Below are 17,901 nucleotides of genomic sequence, written 5' to 3' on the forward strand. Positions count from 1 at the left end.
TCTTGATAAAAAAGACTCAAAAGATCGCAGCCTGCGGCAGCTCCTACAAAAGCACGGTTGCGTGCGCTAAGGTGCAGGGATTGATCATCACTGTGAGTCCCCATGCGCTTTCTCGCCCGCACCCACCCTCGCCTGTCCGCTGCCGCCCTGGTCGGCCTTGCCTCCGGCCTGCTGGTTCCTGCCGACTCCATCGTCAGCAAAATCCTCATCGGCTGGAATGCCGGCGTCTGGACTTATTTGATCCTGATGTTCTGGCTGACCGTTCGCGCCAAGGCGCCAGACGTCAAGCGTATCGCCGTCGTCGAAGACGAAAATGCCGGACTGGTGCTGTTCGTGGTGTGTATCGCGGCGTTGGCCAGTCTGGCCGCCATCACGCTTGAACTGGCAGGTACCAAGGATCTGGATACCCATCGCAAACTGCTGCATTACGCTTTCACTGCCGTCACCGTGGTGGGGTCATGGCTGGTGATCGGGGTGATCTTCTGTGTGCACTACGCGCGCCTGTTTTACACCTGGGACGGCAAGGAACCAGCCCTGCGTTTTGCCGAAGGCCTGACCACACCCAATTATTGGGACTTCCTTTACTTTTCGTTCACCATCGGCGTGGCGGTGCAGACTGCCGATGTCGGCGTCGCTACCCGCGACATTCGCAAGATCGTGCTGGCACAGTCATTGATCGGGTTTGTGTTCAACACGGCGATTCTGGGCTTCTCGATCAATATTGCGGCAGGGTTGTTTGGTTGAAGGTCATTCAGCAACACAAGAATCGACGCCAATAAAAAATCACATGAAAACGGCGTTGTATACCTGTCAAGTCTGACAGTTTACAGCTTCGCCCGGCTGGCATCTCATAGGCTATCCCGCCTCTATTGAGTGGCGAGATATCACTTGTCATGACAGCCGAGGATGTTTTTATGAACGCAATAGCAAAAGTGACACACCAATCAGTGATGGCAGGCACATGTAAAGGAACAATCAATGGAACGGAGGATTTCGAGGCCGGTTTGGTTGTACTTTCTGAGGCGCACTACCCCCCGCCTCTTGGTGTGGCGCACGTCATGCAGGCCACACAGAGGGGGGCAGCTCCGAAATACGAAACCAAGGAACTCAAGGTTTCTTTTACCAAGGGTCTCGCGGACGGCAAATATGGATTGTTGCCCGACTCTACCAGCGTCCGTGTACTTTTTGTCGATAGTTCTACACCCGACAAACCAGTCGCCTATACCAACAGCATTGGAATAGCTGAACTCGCATTCGACGCTGACAATTCCATTTTCAGTGGCACTATTAGCGCCACACTCGAAAATCGGGATGAGGACACAATTAGAAACGTCAATCTGCGAGTCGACTTTAAAGCCCTGCCAACACCACCTACGCGGCGAATTCCGCGTCCACCGTCATCCCGCAGGGGTCCATGCTGATTGATCGACGCCAGGCCAGTTAGCCATCTAAAAGAAAAGGAGGCCGAAGCCTCCTTCTCTCATTTCCAGGACGCCGATCAGAACGCGTATCGCAAGCCCAGGGTCAATCCGGCGGGTTGACGGAAGTTCTTGCCGTGGCTGTATTCATAGTCGGCATGCATTTGCAGGTTTTTCGATACCGATGCCGCGATACCGGCTCCGACCATTCCCCGAGCCCCGGAAAGATCGTTCTTGAACACGTTGTCATTGACCTTCACTTCGTTGTTTTTGGCGAACTCATAGCCGCCACCCACCCGCAGATAAGGTTGCAGTTCAACGTCATTGTTCAGTTTGAAGTTGCGACCCGCCGTCACACCCGCTTCACCGAGGAGTGAACGTGCGCGGCCACCGTCTGCCTGCAAATCGTTGTCCAGCGAAAAGTCCTTGCCTTGAATGACCACAGTCGACCACTTGGTGAACAGCTCGACGAAATAACCGTCGTCAAGCTTGATGTGCCGACCGAATTCCACCGATCCGCCTACCCCCGTGTTGTCATAGTCACCTTTGGCCCGGGCGCCGTCGCTCAGGCTGACCTTCGCTTCGTTGCGAAACCGGTTCACTTTCAACACTGCATCGGCGTAGTAACCGCTTGCATCCAGCCAGGTGGCGTAGGTGCCCAGGTAGTAACTGTCGACATTGCCCGACGTGCCCGCATCCAGATCGAGGTCGGACTTGCTGTGGCCGCCCATCACACCAACCAGCCACTGACCGTCCCCTACCGGCAGGATGGTGTCAGCCCCCAGGGTGAACCCCACCTGACTCTGCCGGTAGCCGACACCGGATCCGTCAGCGATCTGATATTGATTGCCATAGGTCCGTCCCCAGGCGCCGCCCTGCCCGCCATTGAAACGCAACTCACCCATCCGGCTGCGCAACGAGGTCAGCTCGCCATACCAGGTCGGCAGCGGCGTATTGAACAGGGCCAGTACCGAGCGTGCGCCCGGGCTGACAATGCGAGAGGTCGGGTCGAGAATCCAGTCGTTGCCACTCTTGGCCAATGCGTAGGAATACGCGCCTTGATCGACGACATTGCCCTGCAGCGAAAATTGTGCGGAGCCACCGTTGGTCTTGACCACCGTCACTGGCTGACCCGCAGGCGGTTCCGTACCGCTGCTGTCGATGAGCAATTCGTGCGAACCGCTGGCTGTGCCGGTGACGTTGAGCAAATCGGTCTGGCCGGTCGCCAGATCGGTACCCATGATGAAACGGCCGTTGCCGGACAGATTGGTCACATCCAGTTGATAGAACGCGTTGTCTGCCCCGAATTTGACGGAACCGCCATTGAGCACAAGATTTCCGACTTGGCTGTTGTCCACCAGCACCCATTGTGAGTTGTCGTTGATCGTGGCGTTGGCCACGTTTCCAAGGCGGCCAGTCAGCACCGAACTGTTCTGCAAGGTCAGCCCGAACGTGCTGCCCGCCTCCGTCACGATATCGCCGTTGAGTGTGCTGCTGTTGACGGTCATCGAGACATCGGAACCGCCCCTGACCTCAACCAAGGTGTTGTTGCTCGCCAGAAGTCTGGAGTTGGAGAGTGTCAATGTCGCGGTGGTCCGCTCGACATTAGCGAAATCCACCAGAATGGCGGAACCGTTTTTACCCTGAACAGTGGTGTTGTCCAGATTCAACGTGGCGGGTGCTACGCCCGTTACATCCAGCGCGATGAAGACACCGTTCCGAGCACCCGTGAGGGTACTGTTTCTGGCAACGGCATCAGCACTCTGCAGCCACAGGCCATAACCCGAAGGGCCGGTTCCCTCAAGGGTCGAGTCGGCGACATTGATCAGGCTGTGGGAGGTGGCCAGGGCGCCAGCGGTCACGCCGGTGATGATGCTGTTATTGGTGACATTGGCTGTCGAGCCCGCCTGCGTGCCGGACACGCGCGCCGCCGACAGGCCGATTCTGTCCGCATTGATCGTGCTGTTGTCGACGTTGCCCAGACTTGAGACAAGCTGCAAACCCGCTCGGGCACCTACGCTCGACAGGTTGGCGCCGCTCAGATTGACCGTCGAGTTGTTGGTGGCACTGATACCCTGAGTTCGGCTACCAGCGTTGACATTCACCGTCGAGCGGTTGGCGGTGATTGCCAGGGTCTCGGCATTGTTGACGTTCAGCGTGGCATTTTGAGTGAGATCCCAGCGTTCGATGGCATCCCCTGTATTGACGTTCGCGGTGCCTCCTACTACGGGTGCTGCACTGGCAAAGGGAGAGATCACCAGGAATGGCAAGCACAATCCTTTCAATGAAAAGCCATGGAACGAACGTAAATACATACTGGTCACCTGCTCCGAAAAATAAACGATCGAATACGACGAGATGCCTGCATCTCGTTTCTGAAGGGGCGCAAGGCTATAGAGCAATTACTTTGTTATCTGTAGGACTTATCCTTATTTCATGAGCGATAACTCTATGCACACGAAGATCAAAACGCAGATGTGAACATGAGGGCGTGAAACGAATACACGCCCCCATTGATTCACACGTCAATCAAGGGTTGACTTCCTCACAAAATTGACCTTCGTTATTGAGCAGGAATACGCCGTGAATGGCAGGTGTCGATTCCGGTATAACGCTGGAGATTGTGTAGGTCAGTTTGCCCCAGCCTCCTGATACAGGTTTCAGATGAGTTGCGTATACGCCGATTTCAAACTCCATATCTACAACAGGATCCGGAACCGGTCTGTCAATTACTTGCACGCGGGTTCCCGGAATAGGAACGGTAGCGTTTGCATCCGAGAACCCTTCCCAAGTCAAAGTCACGGTACGCCCGACAACCATTGAAGGACTTTGCGGCACAGTCACTTTGAGATTGCGTCGAGCAGTACCATCCCCAGTCGGTGGGAAGTTCAATGTCGCGCAGGAAATCCGGTTCCTGAACAGACCGTTTACCACCGGGGCCGGCAAGTCGATTTTTGTGATGTTTACAACAACATCCTCTTCTCTCGAAAATACCGGGTTGTTCCCGCCAATCCGGGAAAGTCTCCACTTGGTCTTGATAGTTGCGTTTTGTTTCAACTCGATAAGACTCCATGGCACCACAACAGGCCCCAGTTCCTTTCCCTCATCGCCAGGCTGCAACAGGATATCCGGCGTTAACGGTACATCGTCATAAAACACGGTGACTGACAGCGCGGATTCGGCAGGAGGGGCGGCGTAGAGTTTTACGAAGATGTCCGCATCCTCGCCATGGTCGTTATCGTCGAGGATGTTATCGACGCCTTGAGAAGAAACCAGTCGTGGCAACTCAAAGTCCGGATTGACGTCACTCGGCTCATCGCGATTTGGGGGACCATCCTGGAAGATATCGACGTCGATATCGGTGTCTTCCTTGGCAATCGGCGCGCCAGCTCCCCGGAACATTTCATAACGGACATTCGTTGGAACGGGCCCGTCAGTGACACCGTATTCTGCTTTGATGATTGCGTAATCCACCGGAAAGACCAGCATCGTATTGGCGCCCACAGGTTGCTCGGAACCTGCTTGCGTACTGCCCCAATAGACCCTGATGGAGTCGGAAGGCGCGCTGGGTTGCGGAACGGGCACGTCGACGGTGACCCCAGTCACGCAATCCGCCACATTAATCAAAGTATCGCCATCCTTGCCATCTGCCAGCGGAACAACAGGTTTCTCCGCCACAGGGGGAGCAAGGTGCCTGACCACTCGCGTATCGGCTCTTGACCTGCGACTGATATTGCCCGCCCGATCCTTGACCGTGAACGTCAGCGTATTCACCCCATCCTTCAGAGCACTGAGAATACTGAGAGGAATGTTGATAAACCCGGTCGGCGGAACAACCACATCTTTCAGAACGGGCGTGGCATAGTCCGGATCGGTCGTGATGCCAAAGTAAATATCACAAACGTCTGTCGCTTCGGCATTCAACCTTGCGAGCGTGATTCTGACGTCGATACCGCCAGGGTGGGAGCCCAGGTAGACATCATCGATCTCCCGATCGTGTGGCAAATCTGCGGGAAAAGCGATCGCGGGTGGCGACAGGTCCGAGGCTGGTTCCTTGACCTTGTAAGGATAGGTCCTGTCGATGCGGTATTGGGTGGTATCGGCCGGAGTCGGGTTAGTGCCTCCGGCCTGGATGATGTATTCAAGGACATATTCGGTGGGCGTTTCCGGTGTTCGCAATTCTACAAGCCGGGTCAGTGGTATCTCGAGCGGCAGGGGCCAGAGGCGACCGGCAACTGGACCCAGCTCATGATCGAATAAAAGCTGGACGGGGGTTGTACTACCATTGATGTATAGATTGACGTCCAGCGTATCGCCCTCGTATTCCTCAGGTGGCTGAGGAATCGTATAAGGCAGCGGCAGGTTTTTATCCAAGATTTCCTTCGGAATACGCCCATCTCCAGGAATTCTGTCGGGAATAGTGGCACCGGGCAAATCCAATTGGCCTTTACCTTGCAACCGAACCTGTTTATTGAAGGCAGTATTTCTTACTCTGGTGTTCATGACGTGATCTCCGTTTCTCATGCATAAAGGCACCTTATCCAGCGAGTCGCGAAAGTCGGTGCTAGGGTTTGACGCTTTGTACCAATACTTTCAAGGACCGCACGGCAAGTTTTCACCGGCAATTATCCGGTCAATCTTGACCACTCCGCTGCTTGAGGACCCGATCAATCTGAAGCCACGATAAATTGAATAAACGGCCTTGCCCGATGCACGCATTTTCATAGGTTCTATATGCGGCACAAATGGCTCTACGGTGATAGAGAAGCCAACAGCAATTTCCTGAGCACTCAACAATGTTTTGTCGATTCGTTTGTAAGTACCCGGAATGACAGTTCCACTGCCATTCAGACTTAAATAACCGAACCATTCCACAGCACAGACATCACCAATCTGACAAAAAGCCGGCAGTGGCGGTACCTTGACCTCAATCCCGTCCCAGACTGGAGGGTTAGAACTGCAATTGAGATACCCCTGTATAGTGGCTGCGGGGAACATTGGCTCGGGCAGATCGTCCGGAACGGGAGTGTGATTAATGGTTAAAGTTCGAGGATCAGAGTGAGCCGGGTTACCCACAAAGTTTTTTGTCTCATAAGACAGCTCCACGACGCCATCATTGATCAGAAACTGTGGACCAATGGGAATAATGATCTCGAGCGCTGTAATAGGCGTTGTATAAGTCGTTGTAGAAGTAAACTCGACAACACCGCTTCGTGTCAGTCGAACAATCAGAGTGTCTTGCTCTCCGGGTGGCGACTGTTCCGGCCAGACAGGAATAATGACCTCAATGCCTTTCAGCAGGAGATCAGGCGGAATGTTCCCGGCAGGATCGCTTTGCGGGATACCACGAACCTGCGGAGCGTCATAGACGAGAATATTGCCGGACATGTCATTCCCCGTTGATTTCCAGAGCGGTACTGGAATCAATTAGGCGCCAGTTCTCGGCATCGGCCTACTGTCATATCTGACAGGTCAAACTACCGTCTGTCAGATTTCGTCTAATCACTCGCCGAATATCCGGTTGACGTAGCGCGGCTGATGAGGTTTCCTGAAACCGGTTTCATGACATAAAAACAAGGCCCACCTAGATGAACGACTTCTCCGCCGCCCAGCGCAGCCGCGTGACCATGCTTGATGTCGCCGAACGCGCCGGCGTCTCCAAGGCCAGCGTCTCGCGCTTCATCGGCGACGACCGCGCCCTGCTTTCTGATGCCATTGCCCAGCGTATCGAGCAGGCGATTGCCGAACTCGGCTACAGTCCCAATCAGATGGCCCGAGGCCTGAAGCGCGGCCGCACGCGCCTGATCGGCATGCTCGTGGCCGATATTCGCAACCCTTATTCGATTGCCGTGATGCACGGGGTGGAAACCGCCTGCCGTGCACAGGGTTACAGCCTGGTGGTGTGCAACACCGACCGCGACGACGAGCAGGAGCGCCAGCACCTGGCGCTGTTGCGCTCGTACAACATCGAAGGGCTGATCGTGAACACCCTCGGCCATCACCGTGACGAGCTCCACGAACTGCACCGGGAAATGCCGCTGGTGTTGGTGGACCGCAAGGTCGAAGGCCTCGCCAGCGACATGCTCGGGCTGAATAACCCGCAGGCTGTCGAGATAGCGCTGACGCATCTTGAGCAGCGCGGCTATCGCGATGTTTTGCTGGTGACTGAGCCTTATGACGGCACCAGTTCGCGGATCGAGCGGGTCAGCAGTTTTCAGACGCAGATCGCCCAGCGCTCCGGGCTGACCGGGGCGGTGCTGGAAACCAGCGACGCACTCGCCACTCATCTTCAAATCTTTTTGGACACACCGGCGACCGGGCCTAAAGCACTGTTCTGCGCCAATGGCGTGGCAGCGCTGGCCTGCACCCTCGCCTTGCGCGAAATCGGTTGCAGGTTATTCGAGGATGTCGGGCTGATTGCCCTGGACGATCTGGATTGGTACCCGTTGGTGGGCAGCGGAATTACCGCCCTCGCCCAGCCGACAGCCGAGATTGGCGCGCGGGCGTTTGAGTGTTTGTTGAAGCGCTTGCGGGGGGATAGCGAAGCACCGCGCAGGGTAGATTTTGCGCCAGTGCTGATTGAGCGGGGCTCTACCCGAGGGATGGGTGGTGTTTGAGCGGACGCCTTCGCTGGCAAGCCAGCTCCCACGGGTTTTTGTGGTGTTAATGCAGTCTATCCAGTCCCCTGAACATTGTGGGAGCTGGCTTGCCAGCGATGAGGCCCGTAAGGCCATCACAGAACCACCTGATTTTTTTTGAACAAAAATGAAACCGGTTTCAGAGGTCGATAACAATGAATAAACCTGCCGTTTCCATCAGCCTGTCCAGCTACGGCGCCGAGCTCGTGCGCCAACGCGGTCAGGACTTCTTCATCGACGTGCTGGCCGCTGCCGGCGCTGATCGCATCGAATGGCGCGAAGAGTTGCTGACCCGCGAAGTGCCGACTCAACTGAACGCCGCCACGCAGGCGCAGGGCCTGCAAAGCATCTATTCCTCGCCGAGCGAACTGTGGCTCGCCGGCCAGGCACGGCCCAATCCCGAGCTGATCAGCGCCCTGCAACATGCAGAGGCGTTTGGCTCAAAATGGCTGAAAGTCTCGCTCGGTTACTTCACCGACAATTGTGATCTGCAAGTGCTGAAACAACTGCTGGCCAACAGCCCGGTGCAGCTGCTGGTGGAAAACGATCAGACCTTGCATGGCGGGCGCATCGAGCCGTTCCAGCGTTTTTTCGCGGCGGTCGAGCAGCATCACTTGCCGATCAAGATGACCTTCGACATCGGCAACTGGCAGTGGCAGGACCAGTCCGCCGCTAACGCCGCACGTCTGCTCGGACGCCACGTCGGCTACGTGCACTGCAAAGCAGTGGCCCGCCGCGCCGACGGCAAACTGGTCGCCGTGCCACCGGCCGTCAGCGACCTGCATTTGTGGGAACAACTGCTGCGGCACATGGCCCAAGGCGTTATGCGCGCCGCCGAATATCCGTTGCAGGGCGATGACCTGGTGGCGTTGACCACCGAGCACGTCGCCGCCCTCGCCCGCCTCGGCCAATCGCGCCTGGAGCCTGCCCATGTCTGATCTCGATATTCTGTCGTTCGGCGAAACCATGGCGATGCTGGTCGCCGAGCAGACCGGTGATCTGGCCGAAGTCCAACACTTCCACCGGCGCATTGCCGGCGCCGACAGCAATGTGGCGATCGGTCTGTCGCGCCTGGGCTTCAATGTGGCGTGGCTGAGCCGGGTCGGCGCCGATTCCCTCGGACGTTTTGTAGTCGAAACCTTGATCAAGGAGGGTCTGGATTGCAGCCATGTCGCGGTCGATCACCAGCACCCTACCGGTTTCCAGTTCAAGTCGCGTACCGACGATGGCAGCGATCCGCAGGTCGAGTATTTCCGCCGTGGCTCGGCGGCCAGTCATCTGTCATCGCTGTCGATCACTGACAGCCTGTTAAGCGCCCGCCACCTGCACGCCACCGGGATTCCACCGGCGCTGTCAGCGAGCGCCCGGGAAATGTCGTTCGAGCTGATGACACGCATGCGTCATGCCGGGCGCAGCGTGTCGTTCGACCCCAATTTGCGCCCGAGCCTGTGGGCCACCGAGCAAGAGATGATCCGCGAGATCAATCGCCTCGCCGCCCTCGCCCACTGGGTGCTGCCGGGTTTGAGTGAAGGACGGCTGCTGACCGGGTTCGAAGACCCGGCGGACATCGCCGCGTTTTATCTCGATCAGGGTGCCGAAGCCGTAGCGATCAAGCTCGGGCCGCAAGGTGCCTATTACCGCACGCAACTGGATCAGGGTTTTGTCGCCGGGGTGCCGGTGGCCAAAGTGGTCGACACCGTGGGTGCGGGCGACGGATTTGCCGTCGGCATGATCAGTGCCCTGCTTGAGCATCAGAGTTTTGCCGAGGCGGTGCAACGCGCGAACTGGATTGGCAGTCGGGCGGTGCAGAGTCGCGGGGACATGGAGGGGCTGCCGACCCGGTCTGAACTCTCCGCTGAATTCGAAACCGCCTTCGCGAGCAGGTCGAATCGTTGCACCGTCGCTCCCACATTTGGAATGCATTCCCCTGTGGGAGCGACGGTGCGACGATTCGACCTGCTCGCGAAGAGGCCCGCTTGATCACCGCAAAAATTTGAACCTGCTGCGACAAAAACAACAAGCTCAGGAGCAACACCATGAAAACCGCAACCCTCGCCGCCCGCCGCTGGTGGTACATCATGCCGATCGTGTTCATCACCTACAGCCTGGCGTATCTGGATCGCGCCAACTACGGTTTCGCCGCCGCGTCCGGCATGGCCGCCGACCTGATGATCACCCCGGGCCTGTCGTCATTGCTCGGCGCGCTGTTCTTCCTCGGTTACTTTTTCTTCCAGGTGCCGGGGGCGATCTACGCGCAGAAGCACAGCGTGAAGAAGCTGATTTTCTTCAGCCTGATTTTCTGGGGCGGCCTCGCCACCCTGACCGGCGTCGTGTCCAACGCCTATTGGCTGATCGTGATCCGCTTCATGCTCGGTGTGGTCGAAGCCGCGGTGATGCCGGCGATGCTGGTCTACCTGTGCCACTGGTTCACTCGCGCCGAACGCTCGCGGGCCAACACCTTTCTGATCCTCGGCAACCCGGTGACGATGCTGTGGATGTCGGTGGTCTCGGGCTATCTGGTGCAGCACTTCAGCTGGCGCTGGATGTTCATCATCGAAGGTTTGCCGGCGGTGCTCTGGGCGTTTATCTGGTGGAAGCTCGCCGATGATCGTCCTGCTCAGGCCAAGTGGCTGAGCGAACAGGAAAAGCACGACCTGGAAAGCGCCCTCGCCGCCGAACAGGTCGGGATCAAAGCAGTGAAGAACTACGCCGAAGCCTTCCGCTCGCCAAAGGTGATCATTCTGGCGCTGCAGTTTTTCTGCTGGAGCATCGGCGTCTACGGCTTTGTGCTGTGGCTGCCGTCGATCCTCAAGGCCGGCGCGCAAATGGACATGATCGAGGCCGGCTGGCTGTCGGCGCTGCCGTATCTGGCGGCGGTGATCGGCATGCTCGCGGTGTCGTGGGGCTCGGACAAACTGCAAAAGCGCAAACGCTTCGTCTGGCCGCCGCTGCTGATCGCCTCCATTGCGTTCTACGGCTCCTACGCCTTGGGCGCGGAACATTTCTGGTGGTCGTACACGCTGCTGGTGATCGCCGGTGCCTGCATGTACGCGCCGTACGGGCCGTTCTTCGCCATTGTTCCGGAGATCCTGCCGGCCAATGTTGCCGGCGGGGCCATGGCGCTGATCAACAGCATGGGCGCGCTCGGTTCATTCGGCGGCTCGTATCTGGTCGGCTACCTGAACAGCTCCACCGGTTCGCCCGGTGCGTCGTACCTGCTGATGAGCGGCGCGTTGCTGCTGTCGGTGATGCTGACGATTTTTCTCAAGCCCGGCGCCAGTGACCGCGTCGTGGCCAAAGCCGTTGCCACGCGTTCTGTGCCAGCGCATTCCTGAAAGGATTTTTCGCCCATGAAAAAGCAAGTCGTGCTGTACAAGAAACTCTCGCCAGCGCTGATGACGCGTCTGCAGCAGCAGTGTGAAGTGACGTTGATCGAAAGCCTCGACGCCGACGGCCTGATGAAGCTGCGTGACGCCCTGCCCGGCGCCCACGGTTTGCTCGGCGCCAGCCTGAAACTCGATGCCGCGCTGCTCGATCTGGCACCACAACTTGAGGCGATTGCCAGCGTCTCGGTGGGTGTCGACAACTATGACATCGACTACCTGACTCAGCGCAAGATCCTTCTGAGCAATACCCCGGACGTGCTCACCGAAACCACCGCCGACACCGGTTTCGCCCTGATCCTCGCCACGGCCCGGCGCGTGGTCGAGCTGGCGAATATGGTGCGCAGCGGCCAGTGGCATCGCAACATCGGCTCGACGCATTTCGGCACCGATGTGCACGGCAAGACCCTGGGCATCATCGGCATGGGTCGCATCGGCGAAGCGCTGGCGCAGCGCGGGCATTTCGGTTTTGGCATGCCGGTGCTCTATCACAGTCAGTCGCGCAAACCGGCGGTCGAGGCGCGTTTTGACGCGCAGTACCGTAGCCTTGAGGCGCTGCTGCAAGAGGCGGATTTCATCTGCCTCACCCTGCCGCTGACTGCGCAGACCGAAGGTTTGATCGGCGCCGAGCAGTTTGCGCTGATGCGCCCCGAGAGCATCTTCATCAATATCTCGCGCGGCAAAGTGGTGGATGAAGCGGCACTGATCGACGCGTTGCGCCACCAGCGGATTCGCGCAGCGGGGCTGGATGTATTCGAGCGTGAACCGCTGAATCATGATTCGCCGTTGTTGCAGCTGAATAATGTGGTGGCAACCCCGCACATGGGTTCGGCGACGCATGAGACGCGGGAGGCGATGGCGCGGTGTGCGGTGGAGAATCTGTTGCAGGCTTTGGCTGGGGAGAAGCCGGTGAATCTGGTGAATCCGGTGGCTTGGCAGGGCTGAAACAATCGCCGACTGAGAGTCCGTCTTCGCGAGCAAGCTCGCTCCCACAGGGTTCGGGTTGCACATAAAATTTTGTGTACCCCCCCCCAATTCACTGTGGGAGCGAGCTTGCTCGCGAAAGGGCCAGCCTCGACAACACAAAACTGTCAGGCACTACGCGCCTGCAACAGCTGCACCGCACACAACGCAATCCGCGCACAGGCATCCGCCAGCTGCACCCGATCCAGCACCAGCCCGATACGAATATGCCCCGCCGCACTCGGCCCGAACGCTTCACCTGCCAGCACCGATACGCCATAACCTTCCAGCAAGCGCTCGGCAAACGCCTGCGCACCAAACCCGGTCTGGCGCACATCGACCATCACGAACATCCCGCCATCGGGCCGGATCGGCTGCAATCCCGGACAACCGCGCAAGCGCTCGCACACCAGGTCGCGGCGCAAACGATATTCCTCGCGCATCTGCGTCACTTCCGGCAGATCACTTTCCAAGGCCACCTGCGCGGCTTTCTGCACGAAATCCGGCAGACCGAACAGCATGCTCAACGACAGGTTCACCAGATGCTCAGCCAAGGCTTTCGGCCCGATCGACCAGCCAATGCGCCAGCCGGTCATGGCATGGGATTTCGACAGGCTGTTGATGGTCGCCGTGCGTTCGGCCATGCCCGGCAGACTCGCCGGGCTGATGTGTTCGCCCTCATAGAGCAGATCGCTGTAGACCTCGTCACTGATCAGCCATAAATCTTGGCGCACGCAAAGCGCTGCCAGCTCTTGCCAGATCAGCAGAGACAGGCTCGCGCCGGAAGGATTATTCGGACTGTTGAGCAACATCGCGCGGGTCTTCGGCGTGATCCGCGCGGCGACATCGGCGGGGTCAACGCGAAAGCCGTTTTCCGGCCTGACCGGCACCGGCACCACTGTCGCGCCGCACGCGCCGAACACACCCTCATACGTCACGTACATCGGCTCGGCGACGATCACTTCGTCACCCGGATCCAGCAGGCATTGCGCGACCGAATACACCGCGCATTGCGCGCCGGGCAGCACGATCACGTGCTCGGCATCCACCACCTGACCGCTGCGCCGCTGGTGGCGGGCGGCGATCAATTTGCGCAGCGCCAAGCGGCCACGCACTTCGGAATAATGCGTATCGCCGGCCAGCAGACTGTCGATGGCGCCATGAATGATCGGCAGCGGCGTATCGAAATCCGGATCCCCCACGCTCAGCAGCAGGATATCGACACCCTCGGCGCGCAGCTCCAGCGCTCGGTCATGAATCTGCCAGGCTGCGGCTCCCTCCCCGGCGATTCGTTGGGTCAAGGCTGAATAACGCATGCACGTCTCCTGATTGCGCGGTCTCCAGCCTTCACCCTAGGTCAAATCACAAACCGCGCCAGCCGCTTTGTCCTTTGGATGAATTTAAAGAAGAACTTCGTACTGTGGTCGATCAGCGGTCGGCTGACTACCTGTCAGAGTTGACAGTAGAACCACTTCACAAACGCTCGCTTAATCAACATGAGGAAACAACTGCGTCCCCCTCTAATAGAAACGACGGAGTGTTGAAACGATGACGAATCTGAATGAAAAAACCCTCTTATTGGACGCACCGGAAATCCCCGATGCGCTACCCAATTTTCCTGGCAGTCAGGTTAACCTGTTGCCATTGAGTGCATTGGGATCTTCCCTGAAAGTTTTAATTCCGCAGTGGCCGGATTCAACTCCTTTTCCGGGCGAGGACGTACTGTTAACGCTGCTGTTAAACGGACACTGGGTGGCGGACTATCTTTTCACGACACCCATCGACCCGGGGCTTTTCCCATTTGAGGCCCATATTCCTGAGACACACCTGTTACGAGACGGCGTATATGAGGTTTCATACACCGTCGATATTGGCGGGATTATAGAGCAGGCCGCGAGCACGCCGATTACGGTCGATCTAACGGCTCCCAACTCCGGCATTCCGGGAGAGCCTCCGCAATTTCCACCAGAAATCGACAGTGAGGGGATCACACAGCGGTATCTCGACGCTAACAATGATGAAGTTGTGGTAACCATTGCCACCTATATGCAGCAGCGAGCCTGCGACAGCATCGAATTTCACTTTGGCTCACTTGCGGCGAAGCCAGTCATCATTAAAACGGTGCATGACGAAACTTCACCTACCGTTATCAAACTGAGTGGCGCGATTATCCGTGGGATAGGCTCCGGCACCATGTTCGCGTTTTACAGGCTGCGCGATCGTGCAGGAAACCTTGGGCAACAATCTTTGTTTAAGGAAGTCAGCGTGGTCCTGTCTTGAAGCGGTGACTCTTCGAGGTGGGCCGAACACTCATCTGGTTCGGCCCACTTCAGGCAACTGCGTATTTCTCAAATCACAAACCGCGCCACCATCGCATTCAAATCCACCGCCAGACGCGACAGTTCATGGGTCGCAGCGCTGGTCTGGTTGGCCCCGGCGGCCGATTGGGTTGCCAAGTCGCGAATATTGACCAGGTTGCGATCAACTTCACGGGATACCTGCGCCTGTTCTTCCGAGGCGCTGGCGATCACCAGGTTGCGCTCGTTGATCTGGTGGATCGACTGGGTGATCTGTTCCAGCGCGACGCCGGCAGCGCGGGCCATTTCCAGGGTGGTTTGGGTACGCTGGTTGCTTTGCTGCATCGACGAAACCGCTTCGCCGGTACCGTTCTGGATGCCAGCGACCATTTTTTCGATTTCCTGAGTCGATTGCGCGGTGCGATGCGCCAATGCGCGAACTTCGTCCGCTACCACCGCAAAACCGCGTCCGGCCTCACCGGCACGCGCCGCTTCGATCGCGGCGTTGAGGGCCAGCAGGTTGGTCTGTTCGGCGATGGCGCGGATCACATCCAGCACCTTGCCGATGTCGCGGCCCTGTGCGGCGAGGCCTTCGATCATTTGCGCAGTGCTCTGCACGTCATGGGTCATGGTCTGGATCGCGTCGACGGTTTTCACCACTTGATCGCGACCTTCGCGAGCGGCCTGGGTCGACTGGTTCGAGGCTTCGGAGGTCGATACCGCGTTGCGTGCGACTTCCTCCACAGCGGCGGTCATTTCGTTGACGGCGGTGGCGGCCTGTTCGATCTCGTTGTTCTGTTGTTGCAGGCCACGGGAGGCTTCTTCGGTGACCGCGCTCAGCTCTTCGGCCGCCGCGCCCAACTGAGTCGCGGAACCGGCGATCTGTTCGATGGTTTTGCGCAGGTTGATCTGCATCGTGGACAGGGCTTGCAGCAGTTGGGTGGCTTCGTCCTTGCCATCGACTTCGATGGACTGGGTCAAGTTGCCGCCGGCGATGGTTTGCGCAGCCTGTACGGCACGATTCAATGGGGTGACGATGCTGCGAGTCAGCAACAGGGCCAGCAGTACCGTGGCGAGCGCGGCGACCACGGCAACAACGATGATGCCGGTAATGGCGCTGTCGTAATGCTCACCGGCCTGGGTGGAGGCGACTTTCGCACCCGCCGCGTTGATCGCGATCAGCTTGTTGAGCTGTTCGCCCATCTGGTCGGTGCCGTCCTTGATCCGCGTGTTGATCAAGGTGCGCATCTCGTCGACCTTGTCCTGACGCGACAGCTCCATCATCTGGTTTTGCGCTTGCAGGTAGTTGTCGAGCGTGGTCGCGAACGTCTGATACAACGCACGCTCTTCGCCCTCTGCCGGCAACGCGGCGTAACTGGCCTGAGCGCTGCGAACCTTGTCCACCAGCACGCCGATGCGCGTTTGCGCTTCTTGCAGACCTGCCGGGTCGCGGTTGACCAGAATCCGGAACGACAGAATCCGCAGGCGCAGAACGTTTTCCGTCACCACGCCAAGGTAGGTGACGCTGGGCAGTTGGTTGGTCTCCATGTCGATGGAAGCCTGGCGGATGGTCGACATGCGGTTGACGGCGAACACGCCAAGGACAATCACCAGCAAGGCGATAAAGGCAAAACCGAGGAAGGCACGGGGCGCGATATTCAGGTTACGCAAGGACATGGTAGGACTCTCGGATAGAGGTAACTGCGAGCGTCCGTGCCGTCATCACTGGCCCTTGGGGGCGGGACCAGTCAGGCGTCACTGTTCGAGGGAATCTGTGTGCGCCTGATCTCTGTATCGGCTGGGCTTTAGGAAGATTTCGTGTAAAGCACAAATATTTTTCAAGGTGTTTCAGTGCTGCAACAGGTCCCCGCCCCAGTAGGAGCTGCCGAAGGCTGCGATCTTTTGATCTTGTTTTTTGCACATCAAAATCAAAAGATCGCAGCCTTCGGCAGCTCCTACAGGGTTTGCTCAGGATTTCGCTGCCATCTGCCAGACACGGGCAATGTCAGTCGCCCGTTCGCGCAACAAGCGTGGGGCTTCGGCGCAGGCCTGCTCCAAGGTCATCGGGCCGCTGGTGACGGCAAATGCGGCGTCGATGCCGTGCTCGTAGAGTTCCTGATAACCCTCACCCAAAGTGCCGGCGATGACGATCACCGGCACGCCGTGCTGCTTGGCAATCCGCGCCACGCCGAACGGGGTCTTGCCGCGCAAGGTCTGCGCGTCGAAGCGCCCTTCGCCAGTGATCACCAGGTCGGCGCCGTTGACCGCTTCAGCCAGGCCCACCAGTTCCGCCACGACCTCAACACCTGCCTGAAATTGCGCGCCTAGAAACGCCTTGGCCGCAAAACCCAGTCCGCCCGCTGCACCACTACCCGGCTCATCGCGAACGTCCTTGCCCAACGCTTGCGCGCAGAGCTCGGCGAAGTGCCCCAGCGCCTGATCCAGTTGCTGCACTTGTGCCGGTGAAGCGCCCTTTTGCGGGCCGAAAATCGCCGAGGCGCCGTGCGGGCCGCACAGCGGATTGTTGACGTCGGCGGCGATGTCGAAGCGCACTTGGACCAGACGCGGATCAAGCTCGATCAGGTCCAGTCGAGCCAGTTGCGCCAGCGCCAGGCCGCCCGGCACCAGTGGCTGGCCTTGCGCATCGAGCAATTTCACCCCAAGTGCCTGCATCGCGCCGGCGCCGCCGTCGTTGGTGGCGCTGCCACCAATTGCCAGAATCACCCGTTGCGCGCCGGCATCCAGCGCGGCGCGAATCAGTTCACCGGTGCCGAAAGTGCTGGTGATGCAGGCATCGCGTTGCCCCGTAGGCACTAATTGCAAACCACTGGCCTCGGCCATTTCGATAATCGCGGTGTGATTGTGTGGCAACCAGCCCCATGCGGCATCGACCGGCGCACCCAGCGGCCCGCGCACCCGGGTACGGCGCAGTTCACCTTCACAAGCAGCAAGAATCGATTCCACCGTGCCCTCGCCGCCGTCGGCCATCGGGCATTTGACCAGTGTTGCTTGCGGCCAGACTTGCGCCAGCCCCAGCGCAATGGCTTCGGCAACGCCTTGGGCACTCAGGCTGTCCTTGAACGAATCGGGGGCGATGACGATCTTCATGCAATTTCTCCAGTTCCAATACGCCTCATGCTGCCAGTCGGCCTGCGCATTGACGCCTGTCCGCTGCACAAGGGCGGTTGGCGTTTATTGTTCA

General features: G+C 58.5%; 14 protein-coding genes. 8 read left to right on the plus strand and 6 right to left on the minus strand.

The window, feature by feature from the left end; genetic code table 11:
• Positions 1–102 precede the first annotated feature (102 nt).
• On the plus strand, positions 103–744 hold the full coding sequence (locus LOY52_RS13820; protein ID WP_258674369.1) for a DUF1345 domain-containing protein: 642 nt from the start codon (positions 103–105) through the stop codon (positions 742–744).
• 170 nt (positions 745–914) lie between these two features.
• Positions 915–1,421: a hypothetical protein gene (locus tag LOY52_RS13825; protein WP_258674371.1), complete on the plus strand. Its 507-nt coding sequence runs from the start codon at positions 915–917 to the stop codon at positions 1,419–1,421.
• A 77-nt stretch (positions 1,422–1,498) separates the two neighbouring features.
• Here LOY52_RS13825 and LOY52_RS13830 read toward each other — a convergent pair whose 3' ends face one another.
• From LOY52_RS13830 to LOY52_RS13840, 3 genes are all read right to left on the minus strand, one after another.
• Positions 1,499–3,733, minus strand: coding sequence for an autotransporter outer membrane beta-barrel domain-containing protein (locus LOY52_RS13830; protein ID WP_258674373.1), 2,235 nt, complete (start codon positions 3,731–3,733; stop codon positions 1,499–1,501).
• A gap of 214 nt (positions 3,734–3,947) precedes the next feature.
• Positions 3,948–5,921: a hypothetical protein gene (locus tag LOY52_RS13835; RefSeq protein WP_258674375.1), complete on the minus strand. Its 1,974-nt coding sequence runs from the start codon at positions 5,919–5,921 to the stop codon at positions 3,948–3,950.
• Positions 5,922–6,011: 90 nt separating this feature from the next.
• Entirely contained in the window at positions 6,012–6,806 is a 795-nt protein-coding gene (locus tag LOY52_RS13840; RefSeq protein ID WP_258674377.1) for a hypothetical protein, read from the minus strand.
• 200 nt (positions 6,807–7,006) lie between these two features.
• Here LOY52_RS13840 and LOY52_RS13845 point away from each other — a divergent pair, with 200 nt between their 5' ends.
• The 5 genes from LOY52_RS13845 to LOY52_RS13865 all read left to right on the plus strand — a co-directional run bounded on the left by LOY52_RS13845 (position 7,007) and on the right by LOY52_RS13865 (position 12,384).
• Positions 7,007–8,035 (plus strand): LacI family DNA-binding transcriptional regulator, encoded by a 1,029-nt coding sequence (locus tag LOY52_RS13845; RefSeq protein WP_258674379.1) that lies wholly within the window; start codon positions 7,007–7,009, stop codon positions 8,033–8,035.
• Between the two features lie 176 nt (positions 8,036–8,211).
• A complete protein-coding gene (locus LOY52_RS13850; RefSeq protein WP_258674381.1) occupies positions 8,212–8,994 on the plus strand; it encodes a sugar phosphate isomerase/epimerase in 783 nt (260 codons plus the stop codon).
• Positions 8,987–10,036, plus strand: coding sequence for a sugar kinase (locus LOY52_RS13855; RefSeq protein WP_258674382.1), 1,050 nt, complete (start codon positions 8,987–8,989; stop codon positions 10,034–10,036). The genes LOY52_RS13850 and LOY52_RS13855 overlap by 8 nt, the downstream gene beginning before the upstream one ends.
• Positions 10,037–10,092: 56 nt before the next feature.
• Entirely contained in the window at positions 10,093–11,391 is a 1,299-nt protein-coding gene (locus tag LOY52_RS13860; RefSeq protein ID WP_258674384.1) for an MFS transporter, read from the plus strand.
• Positions 11,392–11,406: 15 nt separating this feature from the next.
• On the plus strand, positions 11,407–12,384 hold the full coding sequence (locus LOY52_RS13865) for a D-glycerate dehydrogenase (RefSeq protein ID WP_258674385.1): 978 nt from the start codon (positions 11,407–11,409) through the stop codon (positions 12,382–12,384).
• A gap of 146 nt (positions 12,385–12,530) precedes the next feature.
• On the opposite strand, the gene LOY52_RS13870 is transcribed toward LOY52_RS13865, so the two are convergent.
• On the minus strand, positions 12,531–13,718 hold the full coding sequence (locus LOY52_RS13870; RefSeq protein WP_258674386.1) for a pyridoxal phosphate-dependent aminotransferase: 1,188 nt from the start codon (positions 13,716–13,718) through the stop codon (positions 12,531–12,533).
• A gap of 232 nt (positions 13,719–13,950) precedes the next feature.
• Between LOY52_RS13870 and LOY52_RS13875 the strand changes: the two genes are divergently transcribed.
• Positions 13,951–14,682, plus strand: a complete 732-nt coding sequence (locus LOY52_RS13875; RefSeq protein ID WP_258674387.1) for a hypothetical protein — start codon at positions 13,951–13,953, stop codon at positions 14,680–14,682.
• 68 nt (positions 14,683–14,750) lie between these two features.
• Here LOY52_RS13875 and LOY52_RS13880 read toward each other — a convergent pair whose 3' ends face one another.
• Both LOY52_RS13880 and LOY52_RS13885 read right to left on the minus strand, forming a co-directional pair.
• Positions 14,751–16,376, minus strand: a complete 1,626-nt coding sequence (locus LOY52_RS13880; protein WP_258674389.1) for a methyl-accepting chemotaxis protein — start codon at positions 16,374–16,376, stop codon at positions 14,751–14,753.
• Between the two features lie 291 nt (positions 16,377–16,667).
• On the minus strand, positions 16,668–17,807 hold the full coding sequence (locus tag LOY52_RS13885) for a glycerate kinase (protein WP_258674390.1): 1,140 nt from the start codon (positions 17,805–17,807) through the stop codon (positions 16,668–16,670).
• Positions 17,808–17,901 lie beyond the last annotated feature (94 nt).

This window comes from Pseudomonas sp. B21-051, from assembly GCF_024748795.1.
Taxonomy (GTDB): domain Bacteria; phylum Pseudomonadota; class Gammaproteobacteria; order Pseudomonadales; family Pseudomonadaceae; genus Aquipseudomonas; species Aquipseudomonas putida_A.

Bases quoted from the DNA above. Each gene is read 5' to 3' on its own strand.
- LOY52_RS13825 (WP_258674371.1), top strand. From the start codon at position 915: ATGAACGCAATAGCAAAAGTGACACACCAATCAGTGATGGCAGGCACA.
- LOY52_RS13830 (WP_258674373.1), bottom strand. From the start codon at position 3,733: ATGTATTTACGTTCGTTCCATGGCTTTTCATTGAAAGGATTGTGCTTG.
- LOY52_RS13835 (WP_258674375.1), bottom strand. From the start codon at position 5,921: ATGAACACCAGAGTAAGAAATACTGCCTTCAATAAACAGGTTCGGTTG.
- LOY52_RS13840 (WP_258674377.1), bottom strand. From the start codon at position 6,806: ATGTCCGGCAATATTCTCGTCTATGACGCTCCGCAGGTTCGTGGTATC.
- LOY52_RS13860 (WP_258674384.1), top strand. From the start codon at position 10,093: ATGAAAACCGCAACCCTCGCCGCCCGCCGCTGGTGGTACATCATGCCG.
- LOY52_RS13850 (WP_258674381.1), top strand. From the start codon at position 8,212: ATGAATAAACCTGCCGTTTCCATCAGCCTGTCCAGCTACGGCGCCGAG.
- LOY52_RS13820 (WP_258674369.1), top strand. From the start codon at position 103: ATGCGCTTTCTCGCCCGCACCCACCCTCGCCTGTCCGCTGCCGCCCTG.
- LOY52_RS13865 (WP_258674385.1), top strand. From the start codon at position 11,407: ATGAAAAAGCAAGTCGTGCTGTACAAGAAACTCTCGCCAGCGCTGATG.
- LOY52_RS13875 (WP_258674387.1), top strand. From the start codon at position 13,951: ATGACGAATCTGAATGAAAAAACCCTCTTATTGGACGCACCGGAAATC.
- LOY52_RS13855 (WP_258674382.1), top strand. From the start codon at position 8,987: ATGTCTGATCTCGATATTCTGTCGTTCGGCGAAACCATGGCGATGCTG.
- LOY52_RS13885 (WP_258674390.1), bottom strand. From the start codon at position 17,807: ATGAAGATCGTCATCGCCCCCGATTCGTTCAAGGACAGCCTGAGTGCC.
- LOY52_RS13880 (WP_258674389.1), bottom strand. From the start codon at position 16,376: ATGTCCTTGCGTAACCTGAATATCGCGCCCCGTGCCTTCCTCGGTTTT.
- LOY52_RS13870 (WP_258674386.1), bottom strand. From the start codon at position 13,718: ATGCGTTATTCAGCCTTGACCCAACGAATCGCCGGGGAGGGAGCCGCA.
- LOY52_RS13845 (WP_258674379.1), top strand. From the start codon at position 7,007: ATGAACGACTTCTCCGCCGCCCAGCGCAGCCGCGTGACCATGCTTGAT.